Source organism: Thermomonas mangrovi, from assembly GCF_028201335.1.
Classification (GTDB): Bacteria; Pseudomonadota; Gammaproteobacteria; order Xanthomonadales; family Xanthomonadaceae; genus Thermomonas; species Thermomonas mangrovi.
This window is the reverse complement of sequence record NZ_JAPEVV010000001.1, coordinates 286402-304389: the sequence shown is the minus strand read 5'-3', so window position 1 is coordinate 304389 and position 17988 is coordinate 286402. Positions and strand designations below refer to the sequence as shown.

The following is a 17988-nucleotide window of genomic DNA, read 5'->3' as shown; positions in this document are numbered from 1 at the left end:
TTCACGGAAGTGCCCTACAGGGGGGCATGGTTCTGGCCTTTCGGGAGACACCATGAGTCAGGGAATTCGTAACGGCGCGTTGGCCGTCGCGGTGCTGGTTGGCATGTGCGGCATCGGTTCGGCCCAGGCGCAATCCGCGGTCGCCAAGGGCGACGGCGGGGACAAGATTCCGGTCGTACGCGATTGGAGCAGTCGCTCCGTCATCCACCGCAACCCGCGGACGCCCGAGGAATTCGAGCGCGCCGGCCGCACTGCCGACATGCGGGCCCGCTATCGCGACCCGCGCTACGTCGCCTCGCTCATGCGCCGTATCGACGCGGAAGCACCAAACCAGCCCCAGGCGCTGCTGGCGGGCAATGCCCGCGCGGGCGGCGTGGCGACCGCCACCAATGATCGCCGACGTGGCCATGGCTCGCCCGGCAGCGCCGGCGAGACCACCGATTCCGCCATCGTGCGCGACTGGAGCAACGTGCTCGGCGGTGGCAATGGTGGCAATGGGGCGCCCGGCACCTTCCCCGCCAAGTACAACTTCGACATCACGGCCACCCCGAGTTGCGCCGATGATTTCGTGGTGTACGGGACCAACGCGCGCGGCGCCAACGACACGGTCAATACGCGCGAGCAGTGGATCGGCACCTTCACCAACACGGCCGACACCACGGGGACCATCACACTGGGCTATGGCGGTGGGCGCAGCATCACCCTGATTGCCGACACCTCGCTGAATACCGGGAACTATTTCCTGGTCACCAATGGCACGAACAGCACTGCCCGCAACAACAAGGCCAATAATCTGGTGGCGGCGATCAATCGCTGGACCAGCACCACCGGCATCGTGGCGGACCGGCCCACTGGGGGCGGCACCACCGGCCAGGTGCGCTTGACATCGCTCGCATCGGGTCCACAGGACTTCACCGTCAGCCAGACCAACAACGGCGCCGGCTTCACCCTGTTCACCCAAAGCACCAACGGGACCGGCACGCCGGGCCAGCCGACCATCATCGCCTACAACCAGTTGTACCAGGGCAGCTGCAACGGCAGCTGGAACCAGAACGGCGCGACCAGGGCCCCCAACGTGATGTGGGCCTACAACACCGGCACCGGCTACGTGGTGGAAACCTCGCCAGTGCTGTCCTACGAGGACGGCGGCAAGCAGGTCGCCTTCATCCAGCGCAGTGGCAATACCCTGCAGTTGGTCCTGCTGAAGGGTCGCGCGACCGAGGGACTACCCCATCTACCGTACACGCCCACCATCATTGCCGCGAACGGGGCCGGCTATGCCGCCCAGCGCGCCAACTCGGACAGCGTCATGTACGTCATGACCCTGAACGGCACCAGCAATGTCGGCAACACGCCCACCTATTCGTCGCCGTTCGTCGACTACGGCGACGACGTGCTGTGGGTGGGCGACGGCAATGGCCGCCTGCACAAGTTCACCGGGGTGTTCAAGGGCACGCCGACCGAAGTGGTGGGCGGCGGATTCCCGGCGACGCTGGAAGCGGGGCTGAAGCTCTCGCCGCCGGTCTCGAACAACGGACAGGTTTACATCGGCAGTTCGGCCGGCACCGGCACGGTCGGCGGCAAGCTGTACCGGGTGAACGCCGCCACCGGCGTGGTGAACGCGACCAGCGCGAAGCTGACCCGCGACGACACCCCGGGCGTGCGGGAGTCGCCGATCATCGATGCCGCCACCGGGCGGATCTACACCTTCGTCTACAACGACAACACCTCGGTGTACTCCGATACCGGCCGCTGCGCCGCGTTCACCGGCGAGATCGACGGCTGCCGTGCGGTGATCCAGTTCACCGAGTTCTTCGCCAACGGGAGCGTTGGCAGCCGGCAGTTCGTCGGCCGCGGCAACGGCACTAGCCGGGTGCTGTACGCCGGTGCGTTCGATGACGCGTTCTACAGCAGCAACAACGGCACCGGTGCCCTTTACATCGTCGGTGGCCGACCCGACAACACGTTCTACGCCACCCTGTGGAAGATCCCGATCGTCAACGGCGTCATGCAGACCCCAATCCAGGGCGCCGAATTCGGCGCTCGTGATCGCTACGAAGAGGGGGCTGGTGCGAACAGCGGCACCGACAATCTGCAGCAGATCGCTCCTGTCACCGTGCAGAAGAACGGGACGAACGAATATGTCTTCGTCAGCACTGCGACCTATGCCAACGCGACGGGTTGCGGAGCCGGCACGTTCGACAATTCGGCCTGCATCTACATGTACAACCTGTCCGACCTGAACGGGTCCGGCGCGGGGACTGGCGCGGCATGGGGCACCAGCAACGTGCCCTCGGCCGGGCTTGCGGCACCGGGCGGCACCGGGGGGATCGTCGTCGACAACACCAGCGCGTCGACTGGCAGTTCACAGATCTACTACACCCAGCTGCAGGCGGGCGGCAATGCCATCCAGGCCAGCCAGTCCGGTTTGCAGTAAGCTGTCCACCGTCACTCCGCCACGAGAGCGCCCGCATGCAGCCCACCCAAGCGCCTGAAGCCCCCCGCACCGACGCCGGCGAGCGCAAGGCTTACGTGAAGCCGGAATTCCGCCATGAGTCGGTCTTCGAGACCATGGCCCTGGCCTGCGGCAAGGTGAACACCACCCAGGGCGCATGCCGCAGCCGCAGGAACGCGTCCTGACGGTGTGCCCCGAGCGCCAGGCGGACCTCCGCCTGGCGCTCGCCCGCCAAGCCCTGCAGACCGCCGGGCATCTCCGGATCCGCGCGTTCGGCAGCAGCATGCTTCCGACGATCCTGCCCGGCGACCTGCTCACCTTCCGCGCCGCCACGCTCGCCGATGCATTACCGGGCCACATCGTGCTCACGGCGACTGACGACAACGCCTGGCGCGTCCATCGCATCGCGGCCGTCGACGGCGACTGGGTGGTGACCCGCGGCGACGCCCTGCGCCACCGCGACCCGCCGCTGCCCCGTGCCAGCCTGCTCGGCGTGCTGGAAGCGCAGCAGCGCGGCGAGCGCATCCTCGCGATCGATCGATCGCCCAACCGCCTCCTCCCGAGCACCACGCGCTGGCTGTTGCACCACCTGCCGCTCGCCCACCGCCTCGCGCGCATCACCGCCCGCCGCTGGCCCCGACTGATCGAACTCGCCGCATGAGCAGTCCCGCCCCCCCGCACCACCTCGACATCGGCATCGGCGGCATCCAGGTCCGCCTGCAGACAACGTCGCCCGAGTTCATCGGCCTGATGCAGGCGCGGTTCCGTGGATTCACCGGCCACGTGGACGCGCCCGACCACGTGTTCGACGTCGAGATCGTGCCGGTGGACTACGCCGAGGACGAAGCCCTGGACGGCATCAGCACCGAGGTCCGGGTGCTCCGCGACGGCCCACGGTGGCGCCTGCTGTGCGGCGACTTCGATGCGACATGGACGCCCGGCAGCGGCCGCGGCACGGTGCGCCTGCATCCCAGCCCCTACTCCCTGGATTCGGTGCTGCGCATCCTGCACACCGTGCTGCTGGCGGGACAGGGCGGCATGCTGATGCATGCCTCCAGCGTGGTGCTCGACGGGCGGGCCTACCTGTTCACCGGCGTCTCCGAATCCGGCAAGACCACGATCTCCCGGCTGGCGCCGCCGCACGCCCACGTGCTGACCGACGAGATGTCGTTCATCCGCCTGGAGGACGGTGCGTACTACGCCTACGGCACGCCGTTCGCCGGCGAACTGGCGACGCCGGGGGAGAACCTGCGCGCGCCGCTCGCCGCGATCCACCTGCTGGCCAAGGGCCCGGACAACCGCATCGAGCCGATGGGGCCGGCGGAGGCGGTGCGCACGGTGATGGCGAACGTGCTTTACTTCGCCCGCGACGACGCGCTCACGGCCCGGGTGTTCGACAATGCGATCGCCCTGGCCGCGGCCGTCCCTGTCCGCCGCCTGACCTTCTTCCCGGACGCGCGCGTCTGGGACCTGTTCGGAACCACGCCATGAGCGCGCCCCTGTTCCTGCTCCGCTCCGACAACGTCGCCGCCCGCCGCATCGGCGACGAGCTGATGATCATGTTCGCGCGCGACTCCTCGCTGTTCAGCCTGAACGAGACCGCGGCGTTGCTGTGGGATGCCGCGGACGGGCGCACGCCGCTGGCGGAGATCGTCGCGCGCGAGCTCTGCCCGCGCTACGACGTGGATCCGGCCACCGCCCTGCGCGATGCCACGGAACTGGCGCACGGGCTGGCGGAGCGCGGCATCCTCCAGGTCGGCGACCGCCCGTTCGCCGGGGGGAGCGACGCCGCATGAGCGTGATGCAGGACATGGGCGCGCGGGCGATGGCGCTGGGCATCCCGCTCAGCGTGCAGCTGGACCTGACCTACCGCTGCAACGAACGCTGCATCCACTGCTACCTCGACCATGAAGACCATGGCGAGATGACCACTGCGGAGATCCTCGGCCTGCTCGACCAACTGGCCGCGGCCGGGGTGTTCTTCCTCAACGTCAGCGGCGGCGAGATCTTCATGCGCCCCGACCTGTTCGCCATCATCGAGCATGCGCGCAAGCTGCAGTTCTCGGTGAAGCTCAAGACCAACGGCGTGATGATCCGCGAGGCCAAGGCCCGCAGGATCGCCGCGCTGGGCGTGGAAGCAGTGCAGATCAGCCTGTATTCGCACGATGCCGCCACCCACGACGAGATCACCAAGCTGCCGGGCTCGTTCAAGCGGACCATCGAAGGCGCGCGCCTGCTCCGCGATGCCGGGGTCAAGGTGATCTTCGCCAACGTGCTGATGCAGCAGAACGCCGACCACTACAAGCAGGTGCAGGCGCTGGCCGCCGAAATGGGCATCCGCTACGAGGTCGACGCCACCATCACCCCGATGATGGATGGCGACCGCGGCATCGTCGCGCTGAACATGGATGGCGGGCGGCTGGCCGAGATCATGCACGACACCAGCCTGCTCGGCGACCAGGCCGAGCGCCTGCTGGCCGCGCCGAGCGGCCCGACCCCGCTGGACGAAGCCTACGAGACGCTGCCCTGCAGCGCCGGCCACACCGCTTGCTACGTCTCGCCGTATGGCGACGTGTTCCCCTGCGTGCAGTTCCCCTACAAGGTGGGCAACGTGCGCGAGCAGGCCTTCATCGACATCTGGAAGCACTCGCCGCAACTCAACGACGTGCGCGCGATCCGGGTCAGCGACCTCGAGGGCTGCTCCAGCTGCGTGCACGGCAGCAGCTGCACCCGCTGCCCGGGGCTGGCCTACCTGGAAGGCAACATGCGCGGACCGTCGATCCAGGACTGCGAGAAATCCTTCGCCCGCACCGGGGTGCCGTCGAAGAACCTGCAACGCAAGCAGGGCCGCGAGATCCCGCTGCAGGTGCTGGTGGCCTGACCGCGGTCAGGGCCGGCGCAAGCGCCGGAAGAACGCGACCGCGCGCGCCCGGTCGCGGGTCAGCAGGTACCAGCCCACGCACAAGGCGATGTAGGCGGCCAGCAGCAGCGGGTTCGGCACGTCCAGGCGCATCGCCTGCCCCACCACCAGGCCGCAGGCCAGGCTGAAGACCGTGAGCCAGAAGGCCGCACGCGTGGGCCCGAAGCCGGCGTCCTGCATCATGTGGTGGATGTGGTCGCGGCCCGCGGCGAACGGCGAACGCCCCTCCTGCAGGCGACGCACGATCAGCACCAGGGTGTCCATCACCGGGATCGGCAGCAGCCACAGCGCCAGCACCGGGTTCACCGGGTGGCCATCGTTCTGGGTCAGCCGGAACGCGACCCAGGCGATCACCAAGCCCAGGAAACCGCTGCCGGCATTGCCCATGAACACCCGCGCGCGCGGACGCCAGGGGAAACGCAGGTTCCACACCAGGAATCCGGCGAGGGCGCCGCACAGCACCGCCACGCGCTCGGCCAGCACCAGGTTGCCGGCATAGACCGAGGCCGCGCAGAGCATCGCCAGCGCCGCCAGCCCGAGCATCCCGGCCAGGCCGTCCGCGCCGTCGATCATGTTCATCGCATTGATGATGCCGACCGTCGCGAACACCGTGAACGGCACCGACAGGAACCCGAGCGAGGTCTGCCCGAGGCCGAACAACGGCCCCAGCTGCTCCACCCGCACGCCGCCCCAGAAGATCACCACCAGCGCCGCGACGACCTGCGCCAGGACCCGCCAGTACCAGCGCAGGTCGTGCTTGTCGTCCCACAGGCCGACCGCCACCAACAGCACGGCGGCGATGCAGAACGCCTGGATCGATGGCGTCAGGTTGGGCGCGGCCCAGTAGGCCAGGACACTGGCGATCGCCATCGCCAGCCCGCCGGTGACCGGGGTCGGGCGCTCATGGTCCTTGCGCCCCTTGGGATAGTCCATCAGGTCCAGGCGACGCGCCGCTGGCTCCAGCCACCACGGCAACAGGGCGGCCAACACGAAGGCGGCCACGGCGCTGGTCGGATCGAAGCCCCGGAACACTGGCACTCCCGCAGGAAAACGTAGGAATTCCGCAGGCCATGACACGCCGCGGATGGCGTGTCGCCACGATACGGATCAGACCGCCTCGCGCAAGCCCCCGCGCTCGAGCAGGAGCACGCGATCGGCCAGCGCGAGGCTGGCCGGCCGATGGGTCACCAGCAGGACCGTGCGATGGCGCAGCCCTTCGCGGCAGGCGGCGACGAATTCCGCCTCGCCGGCCGGGTCGAACATCGCGGTGGCCTCGTCGAGCACCAGCACCGGCGGATCCAGGAGCAGCGCGCGCGCCAACGCGATCCGCTGGCGCTGGCCGCCGGAGAGGCGCACCCCATCGTCGCCGACCGCCGTCGCATACCCCGCCGGCAATGCCGCGATGAAGCCATCGGCGCGCGCCAGGCGGGCCGCCGCCTCGATCTCGGCCTGGCTGGCCCCCGGGCGCCCGTAGGCGATGTTCTCGCCGATGCTTGCATTCGCCAGCAGCACCTGCTGCGACACCCAGCCGACCTGCGACCGCAGCCAGTCCAGCGGCAACGCGCGCAGGTCGGTTCCGTCGAACAGGATGCGGCCCGCGTCCGGATCCGCGAACCGCAGCAGCAGGTGCAGCAAGGTGCTCTTGCCCGCGCCGTTGGCGCCGGTCACCGCCACCGTCTCGCCGGCGCGGATGCGCAAGTCCAGGCGCTGCAACACCGGCTCGCCCCCCGGGTAGGCGAACGACACCGCCTCGAAGGCGATCTCGCCGCGCGCCGCGGATGGGAGGCGCATCCCGCCCGGGGGCTCGGGCGCCGTGGCCAGCGCGCGCGCGATGCGCTCGGCGGCACCGCGGGCCGATTGCCACTGGCCCCACACGCCCGCGAGCTCGCCGACCGGTTGCGCCAGCAGCAAGCCGTACAACATCAGGCTGACCAGGTCCGCCACCGCCAGGGTCCCTGCCGCGACCCGCCCCGCCGCCATCCACAACAGGCCCAGGACCAATGCGGAGGCGAGCAGCCGAACCAGCGGCGGGATCGCCGCTTCCCAGCGCCCGAGCCGACGCTCGAGGGCACGCACCTGCGCGAGCTGCGCGCGGAAGCGCTGCACCGCGCGCGGTGTGGCGCCGAAGGCCTTCGCCAGCGGCAGCAGCGCCAGCGCCTCCTCCGCCTGCGCCGCGCGCTGTGCGTAGGCATCGGCCAAGTGCCGGCCAAGCGGGCGCAGGCGACGCCCCAGCAGCTTGAACCCCAGCCATCCCAGCGGCACCAGCACCGCGACCGGCAACGCGAGCGCCGGGGCGATCCACAGCATCATGCCCAGCGCGCCGATGCAGGTGAACAGCAACGGCAGCACCGACGCCAGGGTACTGCCGAGGAACCAACCCAGGCGTTCGATGTCCTCCGTCAGCAGCGCCAGGATGTCGCCACGACGGCGCGCCTGGTGCCAGGGCAGCGGCAACGCCTGCAGATGCGCGAACAGGCGACCGCTGCCGTCGGCCACCATGCCGGTCGCGGTGTCCTGCATCCGCACCGCCACCCACCACGACAAGCCCGCCTGCAAGGCGACCAGCCCGAACACCGCCCACAGCCATGGCGCCACGCCTTGCGCCGACACCAGGGCCGCGGAAACGCGCCCCGCGGCCCAAGGCAACCCGAGCATCGCCAGGCTTTGCGCAAGCAGCAGGCACGCGGTGAGGGCCAGCGTCGTCGCCTGCGGCCGCAACAGGCTGGCGAAGATCCCGCGCACGTCGGCGTCGGGCGGCGGGAGGTCATCGGTGCGCATCCGGCGAGTATCGCCGATCGCACCACACCCGCAGGCGTGCGCCTACCCGGGCGCGTCGCGACCGTAAACGTCCTCGAAACGGACGATGTCGTCCTCGCCGAGGTAGCTGCCCGACTGCACTTCGACCAGTTCCAGCGGGACCACGCCGGGGTTCTCCAGCCGGTGCTTCACGCCCAGCGGGATGTAGGTACTCTGGTTTTCGCCGAGCAGGATGACCTCCTCGCCGCGGGTCACCTTCGCGGTCCCGCTGACCACGATCCAGTGCTCCGCGCGGTGGTGGTGCATCTGCAGGCTCAGCGCCGCACCCGGCTTGACCGTGATCCGCTTGACCTGGAACCGCTCGCCGACGTCGACCGAATCGTAATGGCCCCAGGGCCGGTAGACCTTGCGATGCAGGCCGGTTTCAGGGCGCGCGCGGTGCTTCAACTCGGCGACGATGCCCTTGACGTCCTGCACGCGGTCCTTGTGCGCCACCAGCACGGCGTCGGCGGTGTCCACCACCACCACGTCGCGCAGGCCCAGCAGCGCCAGCAGGCGGCCATCGCCCCATGCCAGGGTGTCCCGGCAGTCCTGCGCGACCACGTCGCCGTGGTGCGCATTGCCCTGCCCGTCCTGCTCGGCGACCTGCCACAGCGCGGCCCAGCTGCCGACGTCGTTCCAGCCGGCATCGATCGCGAGCACCGCGGCATGCGCGGTCTTCTCCATCACCGCGTAGTCGATCGAATCCGACGGCGAAGCGGCGAACGCCGCCTGGTCCAGGCGCACGAAATCGACATCGCGCCGCGCACGCGCCAGCGCCTCGCGGCAGGCCGCGAGCATCGCCGGCTGGTGGCGCTCGAGCTCCGCCAGGTAGGCGGAGGCGCGGAACAGGAACATGCCGCTGTTCCACGCATAGTCGCCGCTGGCGACATAGGCCGCCGCGGTGGCGGCATCGGGCTTCTCCACGAAGCGCTCGACCGCGCGCACGCCCTCGCCCGCCGCCGCCTTGATGTAGCCGTAGCCGGTCTCGGGCCCGGTGGGCACGATGCCGAAGGTCACCAGCGCCCCCGCTTCGGCGGCGGCGCTTGCGGCGAGCACCGCGGCGCGGAACGCCGCGGCGTCGACGATCACGTGGTCGGAGGGCAGCACCAGCAGCAGCGGGTCGGCGCCGTTCCACGTCGCCTCCAGCGCGGCCGCCGCGATCGCCGGGGCGGTATTGCGCGCGAGCGGTTCCAGCAGGATCGTGGCGTCGGCGCAGCCGGCCTCGCGCAACTGCTCGGCGACCATGAAGCGATGCGTCTCCCCCGCCACCACGATCGGCGCGCCGCTGGCCAATGGCGCGACCCGGTGCCAGGTCGCCTGCAGCATCGAATCGCTGCCGACCAGGGCGAGGAACTGCTTCGGGAAGGCTTCGCGCGACAGCGGCCACAGCCGCGTGCCGGAACCACCGGAGAGGATGACGGGGATCATCGGCGGATTATGCCAGCGACGACCGCCGCACCCCCGGAGCTAACCCGCCAAGGGCGTCCGCAACTCGACCCCGTATCATCGCGGCATGCCGCCAACCGCCCACGCATGACACGCACTCCCTCCCCGATCGTTGCGGCCAGTGCAGACGATGATGGCGTGCGCCGGCTGGCAGGCGCCTGCTACCTGGCGATGGCCAGCGGGGATCCCACCTGGCTGCATGCGCTGCCCTCCGTGGACAGCATGCAGCGCAGCGGGCTCGGGGCGACCTGGGCCAACCTGCGCGCGCGCCATGGGATGCAGGCACCGCGCGAGGCCGCCATGGCCGGCATGCATCTTTCGGCCGGGATCGCGCGGCGCTGGGAGCGCCTGCGCGAAACGCTCGCCTCGGCACGTACGGCGGGATTCTCGCCTGTGCTGTTCAAGGGCGGCGCCATCCATGCCCGCTGGCCAGAGACCCGTGAGACGCGTCCCCTGTCCGACTACGACCTCATCGTGCCGCAAGCGGAGGCCGACGCATTCCGCGCGTTCCTCGCCCGCCGCGGATTCCGGTCGCCGCCCATGGGTTCGCGCCTGACCCGGTGGCTCAGCAAAGGCTGGATGGTGTGGCGCGGCGAAGGCCCCACCTACGAGAACCTCGACATCCATGCCCGGGTCACCGAACCCCCGATGTGCACCTCGCTGACCCGCTCGATCCTCGGCAGCCGCGAGAGCCGCGACGGCCTCCGCATCCCGGATGCCCACGACAGCGCCTGCATGATCGCCCTGCACGTCGCACGCAGCGGCATGCACCGGCCATTGCACGAGTACCTCGATCTCCTGCGCTTCGTCGACGGGATGGCGGATGCCGACTGGCTCGCGCTGCAGGAACGCGCACGCAGGCACCACCTGCGACCTGCCTTGTTCGCCGCGCTGCGGCAGGCGCTGCACTGCCTGGCGTTGCGCGAGCTGGATCCTGCCCGTGCTGCCGCGCTCGAGGCGCGCATCGACGCCCTCGGCCGCCGCATCGGCGCACTGCGACGGCACGCACTCGACCGTATCGCTGCGCCCGACCATCCCTTGCACCCGGCCCCTGCGCAGGATCGCCCGCTGGTCCGCCGCAGCCTCGTCTTCTGGGCCGGCACCGAGTCGAGCGGGCGGGTCATGGCCGCCTTCGTCCTGTACGGAGGCGCGCGCCTGCTGGACCGCTTCCCGGGCGCCAGTACCCCCGCAGGCGAGGGCGGCGATCAGGCGCCGTAATAACCCCGGTACCACTCCACGAAACGCGCCACCCCGGTCTCCACCGGCACCACCGGGCGGTAGCCCACGTCGGCGATCAGGTCGGAGACGTCGGCTTCGGTGTCGGGCACGTCGCCCGCCTGCAGCGGTAGCAATTCCATCTGCGCCTTGCGGCCCAGGCAGTCCTCGAGCACCTCGATGTAGCGCAGCAATTCCACCGGCTGCTCGTTGCCGATGTTGTACAGCCGGTACGGGGCGACCCCGCTGGTCGCGGGGTCGGGCTTCGCGCTGTCCCAACCCGCATCTTTCACGGGCACGCGGTCCAGCGTGCGCAGCACGCCTTCGACGATGTCGTCGACGTAGGTGAAGCTGCGCTTGTGCCGGCCATGGTTGAACACGCGGATCGGCTTGCCATCGAGGATCGCGCGGGTGAACAGGAACAGCGCCATGTCCGGGCGACCCCAAGGGCCATACACCGTGAAGAAGCGCAGTCCGGTAGTGGGGATGCCATACAGGTGGCTGTAGCTGTGGGCCATCTGCTCATTGGCCTTCTTGCTCGCCGCGTACAGCGTCAGCGGGTGCTCCGCAGAGGCGTGCTCGCTGAAGGGCATCGCGGTGTTGGCGCCATAGACCGACGAGGTGGAGGCATACACCAGGTGCTCGACGCCGTGGTGGCGGCAACCTTCGAGGACGTGCAGGAAGCCGACCACGTTGCTCTGCACGTACACGTGCGGGTTCTCCGCCGCGTAGCGCACCCCGGCCTGCGCGGCGAGGTTGACCACGCGCTGCGGCTTGTGGGCGGCGAAGGCGGCTTCGACGGCGGCACGGTCCGCGAGGTCGCCGGCCACGTGGGTGTAACCGGCGCGCGCCTGCAGCCGCGCCAGCCGTGCCTGCTTCAGGGTGACGTCGTAGTAGTCGTTGAGGTTGTCGAAACCGACGACCTCGTCGCCGCGGTCGAGCAGGCGATGGGCCAGGTGGGAACCGATGAACCCGGCGGTGCCGGTGACCAGGACCTTCATTTCATTTCCTCGATCAATTGTCCGGCCACTTGACCGGCTGACGCTCACCCAGTTGCTGCGTTTTCGCTCCCACATAGATTCCCCAGGGAGCTGTGTCCTTGGTCACTGTGACGCCAGCACCAACAACGCTACCAGGCTTGACGGTTACACCAGGCAATAGGGTCGCGTTTGCACCAATGAACGCATCCTTCCGAATGAACACCTTTCCTCGTAATACATTCCGTTGGTCTGCGCTAACCATGGGGCCGGAGCACCGCGCACCGTCCTTCAGCACCTCAGTGGAAGTAATGATGTTGGAGTTGGTTGCGATACATGCGTAATCCTCAATCTCGAAATCACCACCACCGCTGACGAACACACGCGGTGCTATGTGCACGCGTCGCCCGACCTTCGCTGTGCGGCTCATGATGATCACGTTCTTGTCAATGTAGCTGAACTCCTTCAGCTCGATATTCTGGGGATACGCGAAGAAGACCCCCTGATCGATAAAGACATTAGGTTCCATACGGCCAAGCTTCCGGCGGTAATAGAGTGCCCTGAGATACATTCCAGAAAAATGCGGGAGTCCGCGCGCGGAGGTCACGATTGCGTAGATAACGCCGCTGTAGATCGGAACCGGCAATGCAAGCACGAATCCAACAACGTGCTCGACAACCGACAAGGGCAGCGCGACCGCTGGGTTTTGCAGCAATCTTTCCGCCAGCAACATCGCACAGGAAGCTTTCCCACGCTCCTTGATGGCCGACTCGTTGATGTGCCGGAACATCCGATGATTAAACACGAGCTCCATGCGCGTCTCCTCAGATCGAACCCGCCAGTTCCGCCGGAGGCGCTGGCAGGCCCCGGAACAACCGCCAGACCAGTTGCGAATTCGGGAACAGCACCACCCATGCGGTCACGAAGATCGCGGCGAGGTAAGTCCTGGGCCCCTGGTGCGCCACGTACCACTCTTCCAGCCGGCCCTTGTACGGCATGATCACCTCGTCATAGAACCGCTCCGGTTCCTGGCGGGCATGCATCAGTTCTTCCTCGTCGCGAAAGACGATGGAGCCGATGCCGGACAGGCCGGGGCGCACCCTGATGATCTGCGCCTGCGATTCCGGCGGGAACGCATCGAAGCAGCGCTGGGTTTGCGGGCGCGGACCGATGATGCTCATGTCGCCCTTCAGGATGTTCAGCATCTGCGGCAATTCGTTCAGCTTGGTCTTGCGCAGGAAGCGGCCCAATGGCAGGACACGCGGATCGCCCTTCACCGTCACCGTTCCGGTGCCGATGTTGGGACTGTCCTTGAGCATGGTGGCGAACTTGTAGAGTCCGAATGGGCGGCCGCCGCGCCCCACGCGCTGCTGGATGAAAAATACCTCGCCCTCCCCGGTCAGGCGCAGAATCAGCATGACGGGAAGCAGCAGCGGTGACAGCACCAGCAGGGCCAAGCCAGAGAGCAGGATGTCGAGGAAGCGCTGCATGGCCTACATCCGCCCGTCGAGGTACTTGCCGGTGTCCTTGTGCCGGAACTCCGGGATCATGTGGTTGAACAGCTCCACCAATTCCGGCTTGTCCCAGGTGGGCTGGGCGCGCAGGCGCTCGATGGTGGCCAGGAAGTAGTCCAGCTTTTCCCCGTCGTACACCGCTTCGTTCCGGATCACGCCGATGGCTTCGAAGCGGTCCAATTCCAGCGCCTCGGCCCCGGTGTAGAACTCTTCGAAATCCTTCTCGCCGGTGGTGTCGCTGGCGAAGAAATACACCGGCCATTGCTTGCGCGCGATCAACTCCGCGGCACGGTCCCGCGCCTCGCCTTCGCTGGCGCATTCGAAGGGCTCGAAGCCCAGGGACTGCAGGTAGCGCACGGCGATGTCGGAAAAGCGGGTCAGGTCCAGTTGCGCACTCAGCTGGGGGAAGAAGATATCGCGGTTGTCGCCCAACAGGCAGGAGCTCAGGCACAGTTCGCCGGACTCCTGCGGGGTGACGAAGTAACGGCGCACGTCGTTGGGCGCGGAGATCGGCTGGCGCTTGGCGAAGCGCTGGTTGAAGCCGTGCAGCAGCGACCCGTCGGAGAAGGCCACATTGGCGAAGCGCGCGGTGGAGATGGGCAGCGACTCGCTTGCGCGCATCAGGAACATCTCCATGATCCGCTTGCTGGCGCCCATCATGTTGACCGGGTTGGCCGCCTTGTCGGTGGACACGCAGAAATACTTGCGCGCCCCGCCCGCCTGCGCTTGGGCAACGGTCGAGATCGTGTTGAGCACGTTGACCTCGATCATCCGCATCAGGGTGAACGGATCCTTCTCGCTGCGGACGTGCTTGAGTGCGGACAGGTTCAGCACATAGTCGTAGCCTTGCCCGGCCGCCATCAACGCGGCGAACCCGCGGGAACCGCAGTCGATGGCGAAAGTGCGGAAGTCGCCTTCGATGTAGCCCAGCGTGCTGCGGATGTCCCGCACCAGCTCGACCATGTTGTTCTCGCTGATGTCCACCACGTGCAGCGCACGCGGCTTGCGCTTGAAGATCTCGCGAGTCACCGCCTGGCCGATCGAACCCGCGCCGCCGATGACCAGGAAGCGGCCTCCACTCACCATCGCGGAGAGTTCCACCTCGTGGGCCTGGATATCGTCCTCGAACAACGGACGCTCGCGCCCGATCAGCTGCAACACGTTCATCCCTGGAATTTCCGCATGGCGCCATCCGGAACGCTGGATGGCAAATTCACCACCCGCGCCTCCAGCCACTGCGAGTTCTCCAGCCCGTCGTGCTGGCAATGCTTGAACATGTCGAGGCGCGACATCAGCCGCCAGATCGGTCGGGTCATCACGCCCTGCGCATTCGTGTATTCCAGAAGTGCATCACGCTGCGCCTGGTCGTGCAGCACGATGGCATTGAGCCACCGATTGGCTGTCGCTCCCTCGATGGGCTGCACGAAGCGGACACCGCTGGCTTCGAAGAACCCGGCGTAGCGGCGTGCCACCTCAGCCTTGGCGGCCAACATCTCCGGCAACCGTTCCATCTGCGCGCACCCAAGCGCGGCGTTGAGGTTGGGCAGGCGATAGTTGTAGCCCACCTCGTCGTGCACGAACTCGTACGGATGCGGGATCTTGGCGGTGGTGGTGATGTGCTTGGCGCGCCTTGCCAGTGCCTCATCATCGGTGACGATCATGCCGCCGCCACCGGTGGTGATGGTCTTGTTCCCGTTGAAACTGAGCGTGGCTAGCTTGCCGAAGGTGGCGGTGTGGCGACCACCGACGTAGCTGCCGAGCGATTCGGCCGCGTCCTCCACGACGGGAATGCCGTATTCATCGCAAACGGCGACCACCTCCGCGATCCGCAGCGGGAACCCGAAGGTGTGCATCGGCACGCAGGCGGCGATGCGGCGGCCGGTCGTGCGGTTGAATGCCCGTCCTTCGCGCACCTCCGCATTGGCCGACAGCCAGCGGCGCAGCGCCAGCGGGCTCAGCCCCAAGGTATCCAGATCCACGTCGATGAAGACCGCATCGGCACCGGCATAGCGCAGCGCATTGCAGGTGGCGACGAAAGTCAGCGCCTGGCTGATCACCTCGTCGCCACGCTGCACCCCGGCCAACTGCAGCGCCACGTGCAGCGCTGCGGTCCCGTTGACGGTGGCGATCGCGTATTTCGCGCCGGTGAAGGCGGCAACCTGCTGCTCGAACTCGGCGACCTTCGCTCCCACCGACGACACGAAGTTGGAGTCGATGCAGTCGACCAGGTACCGACGCTCGTTGCCCTCGAAGACGGGGCGATGGAGGGGGATGTAGCCCTCCCCGTAGAGCGCCCTGACGTGCGCAACCAGCGCAGGGAACGAATCGTCAGCCTGCATGAGGCGCACCACTCTGCGGTGGGGCAATGCCCATCTCACGCAGCATCACGGCGTTGACCTTGTGCACGTCGTACTTCTCCTCCGCGATTCCCCGCGAGCGTTCACCCATTCGCGGGGCGAGCGCCGGGTCTCCGATGAATTTCACCATGGACTCGACCAGCGCGTCGACGGAACCGACCGGCACCAGGAAGCCGTTCTCCCCGTCGATCACGGTTTCCCGGCAGCCAGGCGCATCCGTGGTGATGATGGGGCGGCCCATGGCCATCGCCTCCAGCACCGTGCGCGGGGTTCCCTCGCGATAGGACGGGAGCACGTACGCCGTGGCTGCGGCGATGGCGGGCCGGACATCTTCCAGCCTGCCCAGGAACTCGATGGTGCCGTCCGCGACCCAGGCGTCCAGTTCTTCCGGTGCGATCGCATCCGGGTTGGCGTCGATCCAGCCCGCCAACCGGAAGCGCGCGGCGGGAAACCGCAGCTTGACGCACCGGGCGGCCTCCGCGTATTCGCGGACGCCCTTGTCGCCGATCAGGCGACCGATCATCAGGAAGACCGGGGACCCGGTCGGCAGCGGGGTGGCAGCGTAGGAAGCGACGTCGACGCCCGAGCCATCCACCACCACCGACGGCGTCGAGGAGAGGAGCAGGCCCCGCGCTCGGAACAGGCGTTGGTCATCCGGATTCTGGAAGAACACCAAGCGTGCCCGCACCAGTGCGATCCGGTACAGGAAAGCGACCACCTGCGTGAGCATCCCGCGGCGACCGGCGGTGAAGGCGAACCCGAGCCCAGTGACCAGGGCGTAGCGGTACGGCACGCCGGCAACCCAGGCCGCCAAGGTCCCGTAGATGACGGGCTTGGCGGTATACGCCAGCGTGGCCGCGGGCCTGACCCGCCGCATCAGGCGCCAACTGCGGAACAAGTAGGCGAGGTCCGCAGGGATGCTGGTCCCGGTCCGCCCGAGGGGTGTGTCGTGCATGCGCACGCCCATGCGCGACAACGCTTCGGCGACCTCGCGGCAGGCGGACAACCCCGGGGCCGCCACGTGCACCTCGCAGCCGCATGCCTGCATCGCGCGAATCAGGTCGCCGCGGAAACGCACCACCGACGCCGCGAACCCGGCCAGCAACAGGACCCTCACCGCCGCGACCCGTCCGCAGCGCGTGGCGTCTCGACCAAGGCCAACAGCGCGTCGATCTTTGCGCCATCGTCCATCAGCGCCTCGGGATACCCTCCCGCCGCCAGGCGCGACCGCAGCGCCGGATCCAGGAGCAGGCGACGCATCCCCGACACGATGGCATCCGTCTCCTGCTCCACGATCAGGCCGTTGACCCCGCTTTCGATCTGTTCCTCGACGCCCGCGAAGCCGGTCGCGATGACCGGGCGCTCCAGCACGCGCGCCTCGTTGACGACCCCACTCAGTCCTTCGATATAGGACAACACCGCCACCAGGTCGGCGTGCGCATACCAGGGGAATGGATTGGCCACGGCCCCATGCAGGATGAAGGTGCCTGAGGCGCCGCGCTCCGCGATTGCGCGTTCCAGCAGGAAGCGGTCCGGACCATCGCCCAGCACATGCCATTCGTGCCGAATGCCGGCATCCAGCAACCGCTGGTGCACCTCGACCATGCGCAGCAAGGCCTTCTGCGATTCCTGCAGGCGGCAGACGCTGAGGACCCGCGGGCCAACTTGATCACCGGCGACGCCGAACGGATCCGGTGCCTCCGCGGCGCGCGCGCGCATGCCTTCGGGCTGGATCAGGTTGTAGATGCGGACGGCCTTCGGCGCCAGGTGCGGGAAACGCGCCAGCAGCGACGCCTGTACCGCGCCAGAGACGCAGACGTACGCGTCGATGGCGTCGGCGAAGCGCGCGATATTGCGGCGCAGGCGGCCCCGCGGGTCATCGGCTGCGTCGCTCCTGACCATGACCAGCCGCGTGGTGGCGCGAACATGCCGGCATACGAACGCAGGCGAGGTCCCGTGCAGACCGACGATGGCGGCATCGAACGCCATCGCGTGGAAGCGCCGCGACCGCCATGCTTGCTGGACCCTGCCACGGCACCAGGCCGCGATCCCGCGCAGGTAGCGGAACGCATCGGCGATGCCCGCCAGGCGGTTCGGCAGCTCGGCCGCCCCGTCGCGCAGGTGGTGCACGACCACCCGCGGATCGACCTGTGGCTCAAGCGTCCCTCCTCGCGTGGTCAGTACCAGGTGCACTTCGCACCCCCGCTCGACCAGCGCCGAAAGCAGGCGCAGCGTGGAATGCTCCGCTCCGCCGGTATTGAGGACGGGATAGTGCAGGAGGAGCTTCACCGTGCCCCGACCGGAG

General features: G+C 68.2%; 17 protein-coding genes. 7 read left to right on the top strand and 10 right to left on the bottom strand.

The window, feature by feature from the left end; translation table 11 throughout:
* Positions 1–79: 79 nt before the first annotated feature.
* Genes ON759_RS01505 through ON759_RS01480 form a run of 6 tightly spaced genes read left to right on the top strand, consistent with a single transcriptional unit; the run spans position 80 to position 5336 of the window.
* Entirely contained in the window at positions 80–2437 is a 2358-nt protein-coding gene (locus ON759_RS01505; RefSeq protein ID WP_271678583.1) for a hypothetical protein, read from the top strand.
* Between the two features lie 35 nt (positions 2438–2472).
* Positions 2473–2640, top strand: a complete 168-nt coding sequence (locus ON759_RS01500; protein ID WP_271678582.1) for a hypothetical protein — start codon at positions 2473–2475, stop codon at positions 2638–2640.
* Positions 2613–3116 carry a S24/S26 family peptidase gene (locus ON759_RS01495; RefSeq protein ID WP_271678581.1) on the top strand — a complete coding sequence of 168 codons (504 nt, stop codon included), beginning with the start codon at positions 2613–2615 and terminating at the stop codon, positions 3114–3116. The genes ON759_RS01500 and ON759_RS01495 overlap by 28 nt, the downstream gene beginning before the upstream one ends.
* Complete coding sequence (locus ON759_RS01490) at positions 3113–3946, top strand: hypothetical protein (protein WP_271678580.1); 834 nt, start codon at positions 3113–3115, stop codon at positions 3944–3946. Before ON759_RS01495 ends, ON759_RS01490 begins: the two co-directional genes overlap by 4 nt.
* A complete protein-coding gene (locus ON759_RS01485) occupies positions 3943–4251 on the top strand; it encodes a PqqD family protein (RefSeq protein ID WP_271678579.1) in 309 nt (102 codons plus the stop codon). The genes ON759_RS01490 and ON759_RS01485 overlap by 4 nt, the downstream gene beginning before the upstream one ends.
* Entirely contained in the window at positions 4248–5336 is a 1089-nt protein-coding gene (locus ON759_RS01480) for a radical SAM/SPASM domain-containing protein (RefSeq protein ID WP_271678578.1), read from the top strand. Before ON759_RS01485 ends, ON759_RS01480 begins: the two co-directional genes overlap by 4 nt.
* A 6-nt stretch (positions 5337–5342) precedes the next feature.
* On the opposite strand, the gene ON759_RS01475 is transcribed toward ON759_RS01480, so the two are convergent.
* The 3 genes from ON759_RS01475 to ON759_RS01465 all read right to left on the bottom strand — a co-directional run bounded on the left by ON759_RS01475 (position 5343) and on the right by ON759_RS01465 (position 9602).
* Positions 5343–6377, bottom strand: a complete 1035-nt coding sequence (locus tag ON759_RS01475; RefSeq protein WP_271678577.1) for an MraY family glycosyltransferase — start codon at positions 6375–6377, stop codon at positions 5343–5345.
* A gap of 105 nt (positions 6378–6482) precedes the next feature.
* Positions 6483–8153: an ABC transporter ATP-binding protein gene (locus ON759_RS01470; RefSeq protein WP_271678576.1), complete on the bottom strand. Its 1671-nt coding sequence runs from the start codon at positions 8151–8153 to the stop codon at positions 6483–6485.
* Between the two features lie 42 nt (positions 8154–8195).
* On the bottom strand, positions 8196–9602 hold the full coding sequence (locus tag ON759_RS01465; RefSeq protein ID WP_271678575.1) for a mannose-1-phosphate guanylyltransferase/mannose-6-phosphate isomerase: 1407 nt from the start codon (positions 9600–9602) through the stop codon (positions 8196–8198).
* Positions 9603–9707: 105 nt separating this feature from the next.
* Between ON759_RS01465 and ON759_RS01460 the strand changes: the two genes are divergently transcribed.
* Positions 9708–10838, top strand: a complete 1131-nt coding sequence (locus tag ON759_RS01460) for a nucleotidyltransferase family protein (protein WP_271678574.1) — start codon at positions 9708–9710, stop codon at positions 10836–10838.
* Here ON759_RS01460 and ON759_RS01455 read toward each other — a convergent pair.
* The 7 genes from ON759_RS01455 to ON759_RS01425 are packed head-to-tail and all read right to left on the bottom strand — an operon-like array spanning position 10826 to position 17972.
* A complete protein-coding gene (locus ON759_RS01455; RefSeq protein WP_271678573.1) occupies positions 10826–11836 on the bottom strand; it encodes an NAD-dependent epimerase in 1011 nt (336 codons plus the stop codon). The two genes, ON759_RS01460 and ON759_RS01455, sit on opposite strands and share 13 nt — an antisense overlap.
* 13 nt (positions 11837–11849) lie before the next feature.
* Complete coding sequence (locus ON759_RS01450; protein WP_271678572.1) at positions 11850–12626, bottom strand: acyltransferase; 777 nt, start codon at positions 12624–12626, stop codon at positions 11850–11852.
* A 10-nt stretch (positions 12627–12636) separates the two neighbouring features.
* Positions 12637–13302, bottom strand: coding sequence for a sugar transferase (locus ON759_RS01445; RefSeq protein ID WP_271678571.1), 666 nt, complete (start codon positions 13300–13302; stop codon positions 12637–12639).
* 3 nt (positions 13303–13305) lie between these two features.
* Positions 13306–14493, bottom strand: coding sequence for a UDP-N-acetylglucosamine 4,6-dehydratase (locus ON759_RS01440; protein WP_271678570.1), 1188 nt, complete (start codon positions 14491–14493; stop codon positions 13306–13308).
* On the bottom strand, positions 14490–15665 hold the full coding sequence (locus tag ON759_RS01435; RefSeq protein ID WP_271678569.1) for a LegC family aminotransferase: 1176 nt from the start codon (positions 15663–15665) through the stop codon (positions 14490–14492). Before ON759_RS01435 ends, ON759_RS01440 begins: the two co-directional genes overlap by 4 nt.
* The gene (locus ON759_RS01430) at positions 15655–16800 is read right to left on the bottom strand and encodes a glycosyltransferase (protein WP_139714757.1); all 1146 of its coding nucleotides are present in this window, start codon (positions 16798–16800) and stop codon (positions 15655–15657) included. The genes ON759_RS01435 and ON759_RS01430 overlap by 11 nt, the downstream gene beginning before the upstream one ends.
* Positions 16797–17972 carry a glycosyltransferase gene (locus tag ON759_RS01425; RefSeq protein ID WP_271678568.1) on the bottom strand — a complete coding sequence of 392 codons (1176 nt, stop codon included), beginning with the start codon at positions 17970–17972 and terminating at the stop codon, positions 16797–16799. The genes ON759_RS01430 and ON759_RS01425 overlap by 4 nt, the downstream gene beginning before the upstream one ends.
* Positions 17973–17988: the final 16 nt, after the last annotated feature.